Raw genomic sequence first — 7,426 nt, 5'->3', positions numbered from 1 at the left:
TCGTTGGCTTGCTTTTCCGCTCCTCATGTACCTTTTATGTACACTCCGGTGCTCAAAGCTACGCCACCTTGAACTTCTCGGTCCTTTTTATCCTCCTTTTTGAACACTCACTTATATTTGTTTTGCACCATCATGGATGGAAGCTATATAGAATGTTGCATCATATCCGACGGTTTCACGATAGGTTTTGTTTACCTGCTGTTTGAAAGCAGCTATTTTATCTTTTTCTACAATGGCGATGGCACATCCACCAAACCCGGCCCCGGTCATCCGTGCCCCAATAACGCCATCTTGTTTCCAGGCCGTATGGACAATGGTATCAAGTTCTATGCCGGTTACTTCATAATTATGCTGCAGTGAATGGTGAGATTCATTCATTAGTTTGCCAAAGCCAATTAAATCGCCAGCCTGTAATTTTCTTAATGCTTGTTTCGTCCGTTCATTTTCAGTCACAGCGTGTTTTGCCCGCAAACGGTTTGTTTTATCACGAATTAGGTGTTGATGCGCTTGGAATTTTTCCGTTGATAATTCTCCAAGACTTTGAATATCAAGCGTTGTTTGTAAATCGTTTAGCGCCTGATTACATTGTTCCCTGCGTTCATTATATTTCGAACCGGCAAGTGTCCGCTGTTTGTTGGAATTAATAATCATAATGCTGTAGTTTTCCAATTTGATTGGTGCATATTGGTAATTCAATGTTTGGCAATCCAGCAGCATGGCATGATCCTGCTTTCCCATCCCAACCGCAAACTGATCCATGATGCCACTATTTACGCCAATATATTTGTTTTCCACCTTTTGTCCCAACTGGATCATCTGGATACGATCGATATTAAAGTTAAATAGATTTTCCAATAGTACCCCGGTTACCATTTCAATTGATGCTGACGAGGACAAGCCAGCGCTGTTAGGGATTTCCCCATAGAATAGAATGTCCGCGCCGCTGGTAATCGGGTGACCCATGTCTATCATGTATTTTATCATACCTTTTGGATAATTGGCCCAATCATCTTGTTCATGATAATCCAATTTATTGAGATCACATTCAATAATTCCGCTTGATGGAAAGTTTAAAGAGTAGAAGCGAAAACGTCGATCGGTTCTTTTGCTGCCTAACGCATACGTACCAAAGGAAATAGCAGCCGGAAATACGTGACCACCATTATAATCGGTATGTTCCCCGATTAAATTAATCCTGCCAGGTGCAAAAAACAAAGCAGGTTGTTTGTCTGTCCGGAATATGTCCTGATATGTTGCAAATAAATCCTCCATCCCGATGCCCCCTTGTAAAGGATCATTTTTTATTCGAAAATAAAAGCAATACCTTTATTCTACTATGAAAGCGATTTTACATCAATAAAAAATCGTAATTTATTAGTGAAAAAACAATATAATTTTACTCAAATATGGCGATGATTTAAATATTTTACAAGCATTAAGTGAAAGCGTATACTCAAAACTACAAAATATATGAGAAGGGAATGACCAAAATGGGTAGTAAAATAATCAGTAAAAAACTGATCTTTTTCCTTGGAGCTTTAGGTGGGCTTCTTTATGGATATGATATGGGAGTCATTTCTGGAGCGTTGTTGTTTATTAAAAATGATATTCCTTTAACCAGTTTTACTGAAGGGCTAGTCGTCAGTTCGATGCTTCTTGGCGCGATAGTTGGTTCTGGTTTCAGTGGCCCGCTTTCCGATCGGTTCGGCCGACGCAGGCTTGTATTCATGATTTCCATTGTGTTTATTATTGGTGCACTAATACTTGCAGCGGCGCAAAATATGTCAGTACTTGTTACCGGAAGATTGATTATTGGTTTAGCCGTTGGTGGGTCGACCGCTATTGTACCAGTTTATTTGTCTGAAATGGCATCAACCGAACAGCGGGGATCATTAAGTTCATTAAACCAATTAATGATTACGATCGGTATCCTTGCTTCTTATTTGGTAAACTATGCCTTTGCACCGATAGAGGGCTGGCGCTGGATGGTTGGATTGGCAGTTGTTCCTTCGTTCATTCTTATGATCGGGGTTCTGTTTATGCCGGAAAGTCCAAGATGGCTCCTGGAACATCGGAGCGAAGAAGCTGCCAGAAGTGTGATGAAACTAACTAGAAAACCAGAACAAATTGACCCGGAAATTCATGAAATGCGTGAGATTAACCGAATTTCTGACAGTACATGGAAGGTTTTAACATCTGCCTGGTTACGGCCGACCTTGATCATTGGGTGTTGTTTTGCATTATTTCAGCAGATCATCGGGATTAATGCGATTATTTATTATGCACCGACGATTTTTAGTGAGGCTGGCTTAGGAAATATAACGTCTATTCTTGGCACAGTTGGGATTGGTTCGGTCAATGTGATTATGACCATATTCGCAATGATGATCATTGACAAGATTGACCGTAAAAAACTACTTGTCATTGGCAATATTGGTATGGTAGCGTCGTTAATTATTATGGCGATTTTAATATGGACAATTGGTCTTGAGTCCAGCTTTGGAGCATGGATTATTGTCGTATGTCTGACTTTATTTATTATTTTCTTTGCCTTTACCTGGGGTCCGATTCTTTGGGTTATGCTGCCGGAACTGTTTCCAATGCGTGCCCGCGGTGCTGCTACAGGAATTTCGGCACTTGTTTTATCGATCGGCAGTTTACTTGTCGCACAGTTTTTCCCGATAATGTCGGATGCAATGGGAATTGGCCAGGTATTTCTTGTATTTGCCGTGATTGGCGTCGCAGCATTAATATTTGTAGTCAAATTTTTACCGGAAACGCGTGGTCGCAGTCTAGAAGAAATTGAAGCAGCGTTGCGTCGTCGAACATCCGTAAAAAAATAAATTCTTGGATAACGAAAGATTTGGAATAAAAAACCGTTTCATGAAATGGAGCTGAGAATATGGCAACCATCAAAGATATAGCTGAAAAAGTGAATCTATCTATTGCTACGGTCTCACGTGTGCTTAACGATGATGCAACACTGTCTGTTGGGGAAGAGACCAAACGACGTATTTTCCAGGCTGCTGAACAACTCAATTATCAAAAACATTTACGGAAGAAACAAACACGACCGTTGCGAATTGCCATTGTTCAGTGGTACACCGAAGAAGAAGAGCTAAACGATATGTATTATTATACTATTCGTGCGGGGGCGGAAAAAGAAATAGAAAAAAAGCAATATGAGTTCATTCGATTATTTCCGCATATGGATAAAAAATATAATAAACAGATTGACGGTATTATTGCAATTGGTAAATTTTCCAAGGCAGAGATGAGAGAATTGCAGGCATGGAGTTCAGCCATTTGTTTTGTTGATTATCCTTATTCATTTCCCTTGTTTGATGCTGTCGTTGTTGATTTTGCACAGGCTGCAATGGATGTATTAACCCATTTTAGAGAAAACGGGCATACGAAAATCGGTATATTGGCAGGTAAAGAAACATTCTCGGATGGAACCGAAATGCCAGTTGATCTGCGAATGGCAAGTTATGAACGTTACATGAAGGAGCACCATTTATACCATCAGAAGTATTGCTTCACCGGTTCGTTTACCGTTGAATCAGGCTATGAAATGATGAATACTGCCATTCAGTCACTTAAAGATGATTTGCCAACAGCTTTTTTCTGTGCCAATGATTCGATTGCTGTTGGTGCACTGAATGCTTTGCGTGATCATGGTATTGAAGTGCCTGACAGCGTGGAGATTATTGGTTTTAATGATGCGAGTGTGGCCAAATATGTTTCTCCAGCGCTAAGCACTGTTCGTGTACCAACAGCATTAATGGGAGCAACAGCTGTTTCTGCACTTGAAGAATGCATTTTCAACAAACGGACTATCGCTAAACAGGTAACACTGGCAACTGAATTGGTTATCCGAGAAAGCAGCCTGTAATAAAGAATAATAGTGAACACACCACCAGACATCAGAACACGATTCTGATGTCTGATTTATTTAATTTTGACATTGAAGCGTGCCGAATAATCTACTAAAATAAAAGAAAATGAAACTTTTTCCATGGTTTGCTCGTCTATTGAGTGACAAATATTATAAAATCGGCGACTTTTTACATATCTATGCCTCCCTGGGCTACCCTGCTGTATTTTTTTGTGACCCTTTATATCCTTTGCGAAATACTTCCTGTACCCCGTGTACAGTTACGTAAGCATCGGGATCAATATCTTCAATGATTTTTTTCAGATGAACAATTTCTTGTTTATTGATGACGAGATATAATACTTCTTTTTCTGCTCCGGTATAGCCACCCTTACCGTCCAAAACAGTGATTCCGCGAGCCATATTATTGGTCACCTGATTGAGCACTTCATCAGGTTGCCTGGAGATAATTAAAACGGCTGTACGTTCGTTCGCCCCTTCAACAACGAGATCAATGACTTTAGCCCCGACATAGACAGAGACAAAGGTATACATGGCTTTCTCCTGTCCAATAATAAACGCTGAACCGACAATGACGAGAATGTCAATTACCAGCATTCCTTTACCAATGCTCCAACCCAGCAATTCATTAGCTAAACGGGCAAGAATAGCTGAACCACCCGATGTACCGCCAGAGCGAAAGATTAAGCCAAGCCCCAGTCCGATTGTTAATCCGGCAAATAGGGCGGCCAGTAATGTATCATGGCTAATCTCTTTTCCAAAATCATCGGTTACATATAAAAATACGGAGGATAAAATAATCCCCAGAATGGTATACCAGATGATCCGTTTGCTAAAGAAACGATAGCCCACGGCGACTAAAGCAATATTGAGGATGAAGTTAACAATTCCGGAGACCAGTCGAACAAATAGTGTGTCACGATGGTAACCCCGATTACACCGCCTTCTGATAAATGATTGGGAATAGCAAAATAGTTTACTCCCAGCGCAAAAATAAGAGAGCCAACAATGATCAGCAGGATATCTTTTGTTGTTCGGTTTAGATTCATGGTTTATTCCCCTCGTGAAGCAAACTATTCGTACATTTCCGGAACTCTGCTGGCAAATACCGGGACTTCTTCTCTTATTTTTGGAACAATGGACAGATCCAAAGTTGCTGTCAGCGTTTCTGATTTATTTTGGCCGCCTATTTTGATTGTTGTTCCCCATGGATCAATGATCATTGACTCACCTGCATATTCAGTACCGTTATATGACCCAACCGCATTGCTTGAGACAACAAAAAATTGGTTCTCGATGGCTCTTGCAGTTTGCAGTGTTTTCCAGTGATTCCGCCGTGCTGATGGCCATTCGGCAACTACATGCAGAACTTGTGCACCTGATAGCGCCAGTTGTCGGGCGAGTTCAGGGAAACGCAGATCATAGCAAATAATGAGTCCCATTTTTATTTTATCCAGTTCAAAGGTGTGTACTTTTTGCCGGCCCCCGGTTAAATAGCTTGGTTCATCCAGCATTGGCACAAGATGGATTTTATCATATTGATAGACAAGCTTACCTTTTCGATCAAATACAAGACTTGTATTATAAAATTTTCCTTGTTTTTGATTCCCGATCGAACCACCAACAATGTTAATATGGTGTGTTTGTGCTAAATTGCTTAAAAAAGATGTTGATGGTTCAGCTTCATGATCTGCAATGTTAGTTAAATCGGATAGTGCATAGCCGGTATTCCACATCTCCGGCAGTACGATAGTATCAGGCTGCTCTTGTTTCGTAACTTCCTCCACCCACTGTTTGATGTTTTCCCGGTTTGCTGCCGGATCACCAGCAACAATTTCTGTTTGGTAAACGGCATATTTCATAGATTATCCCTTCTTTCGAGTATAGTGATGTTGCCCCTTTCTTTATATATCAATAATAGAGTTTTAATGGAGAGCCATCAAGTCCAAAAAGTAAGTATATGTACTTCAGGTGAAAGGTAGCAACTGAAGGGAATCGCACAAGGCTTGAATTAAAAAGTGATATGTTAAAATATTCACTTTACACATAAAGTAATTATGCTATCATTAAATGAAAACTTAAACATGGGAGAGTGAGGATCGTTGCATAATTTTGAACCATCGGCAATGTTGCAGCGGCTGCTGGAACAGTTTTTTGCCAAGCTGGTTAAAAAAGCCCAACAAATGAGCGAGCAAGGTTATGATATTATTAATTTGGGTCAGGGGAATCCGGATCTCCCGACACCACCATCCATTATTCAAGCATTGTAAACAGCGGCGGAGGATCCAGAAAATCATAAATATTCGCCATTCCAGGGGTTTGATTACTTGAAAGAAGCGGTGGCAACGTTTTATAAACGGGAATATGATGTCACGCTCGACCCTAAGCGTGAAGTTGCTATTTTGTTTGGGGCAAAAGCAGGACTTGTTGAATTGAGTCAATGCCTGTTAAATCAAGGGGATGTAGCTTTGCTACCTGACCCGGGTTACCCGGATTATCTATCGGGGATTGCGATGGCTGATGCGGAACCAGTATTTATTCCACTTGCAATTGAAAATAATTTTCTTCCCGATTATAGCAAGCTTTCAGCGGAACAACTTGGACAAGCTAAATTGCTTTTCTTAAATTATCCAAATAACCCGACAGCAGCAACCGCAACGAAAACATTTTTTGATGAAACAGTTAAACTTGCCAAAGACCATCAATTCTGTGTAGTACAAGATTTTGCTTATGGTGCATTGGGCTTTGAAGAAAAACCAGTCAGCTTCTTACAGTCTGCAGGAGCCAAGGATATGGGGATTGAGATTTACACGTTATCAAAAACATATAATATGGCCGGATGGCGGGTAGCATTCGCAGTTGGAAATCGGTCAGTGATCAGGCATATAAATTTATTACAGGATCATTTGTATGTCAGTCTGTTCGGTGCCGTTCAAGCAGCAGCAGCGGAAGCATTGACAGGTGATCAAAGCGCGGTGGAACAATTACGTTATACATATGTACAACGACGGGATCGGTTTATTACTGGATTGCAAAAGATTGGCTGGCAGGTGGAGATGCCTAAAGGAACGTTTTTTGCATGGTTGCCTGTTCCGGAGGGTTATACATCGGAAACATTTGCCGATCTGTTGTTGGAAAAAGCACATGTCGTTGTGGCACCAGGGAACGGGTTTGGCACACAAGGGGAAGGTTATGTGCGTGTCGGGTTGCTTGATACAGTGGAACGGTTGGAGGAAGCGGTACAGCGAATTGATCAACTTGGGATATTCTAATATGTTTTTACAACTTGGGGATAGTGCAATTCGACGGCTATCCTCATTTGTTGTCCGACAGGGTTTGATAAACATTTCCCGGGTAATATTTGTCGTCCATTAAACGCAAAAGGTTTTTCCGTAATTTGTAATTTATATGATGTGACGTACATCGAATCGTTTACTTTAATGCAAAAAAAGAGCTTGTATAATGATGTCATCTTTGCGTTTTCAAGTGAAAAAGATATATGATAGATTTAGAATATCCATAGGTTTT

The 7,426-nt window shown here is 40.7% G+C and carries 4 protein-coding genes and 2 pseudogenes; 3 read left to right on the top strand and 3 right to left on the bottom strand.

Annotated features, from left to right (window positions below):
* Positions 1-111: 111 nt before the first annotated feature.
* On the bottom strand, positions 112-1,272 hold the full coding sequence (locus tag ABRT01_RS15005) for a galactokinase (protein WP_269411670.1): 1,161 nt from the start codon (positions 1,270-1,272) through the stop codon (positions 112-114).
* 218 nt (positions 1,273-1,490) lie between these two features.
* Here ABRT01_RS15005 and glcP point away from each other — a divergent pair, with 218 nt between their 5' ends.
* Both glcP and ABRT01_RS14995 read left to right on the top strand, forming a co-directional pair.
* Positions 1,491-2,843, top strand: a complete 1,353-nt coding sequence (gene glcP, locus ABRT01_RS15000; protein WP_269411671.1) for a glucose transporter GlcP — start codon at positions 1,491-1,493, stop codon at positions 2,841-2,843.
* A gap of 59 nt (positions 2,844-2,902) precedes the next feature.
* Positions 2,903-3,895: a LacI family DNA-binding transcriptional regulator gene (locus ABRT01_RS14995; RefSeq protein WP_269411672.1), complete on the top strand. Its 993-nt coding sequence runs from the start codon at positions 2,903-2,905 to the stop codon at positions 3,893-3,895.
* Between the two features lie 195 nt (positions 3,896-4,090).
* Here ABRT01_RS14995 and ABRT01_RS14990 read toward each other — a convergent pair.
* A pseudogene (locus tag ABRT01_RS14990) lies at positions 4,091-4,947 on the bottom strand (YitT family protein).
* A 24-nt stretch (positions 4,948-4,971) separates the two neighbouring features.
* Positions 4,972-5,760 carry a carbon-nitrogen family hydrolase gene (locus ABRT01_RS14985; RefSeq protein ID WP_269411674.1) on the bottom strand — a complete coding sequence of 263 codons (789 nt, stop codon included), beginning with the start codon at positions 5,758-5,760 and terminating at the stop codon, positions 4,972-4,974.
* Positions 5,761-6,000: 240 nt separating this feature from the next.
* Here ABRT01_RS14985 and ABRT01_RS14980 point away from each other — a divergent pair.
* A pseudogene (locus ABRT01_RS14980) lies at positions 6,001-7,170 on the top strand (aminotransferase class I/II-fold pyridoxal phosphate-dependent enzyme).
* Positions 7,171-7,426: the final 256 nt, after the last annotated feature.

The organism is Lentibacillus sp. L22 (assembly GCF_040812445.1).
Taxonomy (GTDB): domain Bacteria; phylum Bacillota; class Bacilli; order Bacillales; family Amphibacillaceae; genus Lentibacillus_C; species Lentibacillus_C daqui.
This window is presented reverse-complemented; position numbering and strand designations above follow the sequence as displayed.

Bases quoted from the DNA above. Each gene is read 5' to 3' on its own strand.
- ABRT01_RS15005 (WP_269411670.1), bottom strand. From the start codon at position 1,272: ATGGAGGATTTATTTGCAACATATCAGGACATATTCCGGACAGACAAA.
- ABRT01_RS14995 (WP_269411672.1), top strand. From the start codon at position 2,903: ATGGCAACCATCAAAGATATAGCTGAAAAAGTGAATCTATCTATTGCT.
- ABRT01_RS14985 (WP_269411674.1), bottom strand. From the start codon at position 5,760: ATGAAATATGCCGTTTACCAAACAGAAATTGTTGCTGGTGATCCGGCA.
- glcP (WP_269411671.1), top strand. From the start codon at position 1,491: ATGGGTAGTAAAATAATCAGTAAAAAACTGATCTTTTTCCTTGGAGCT.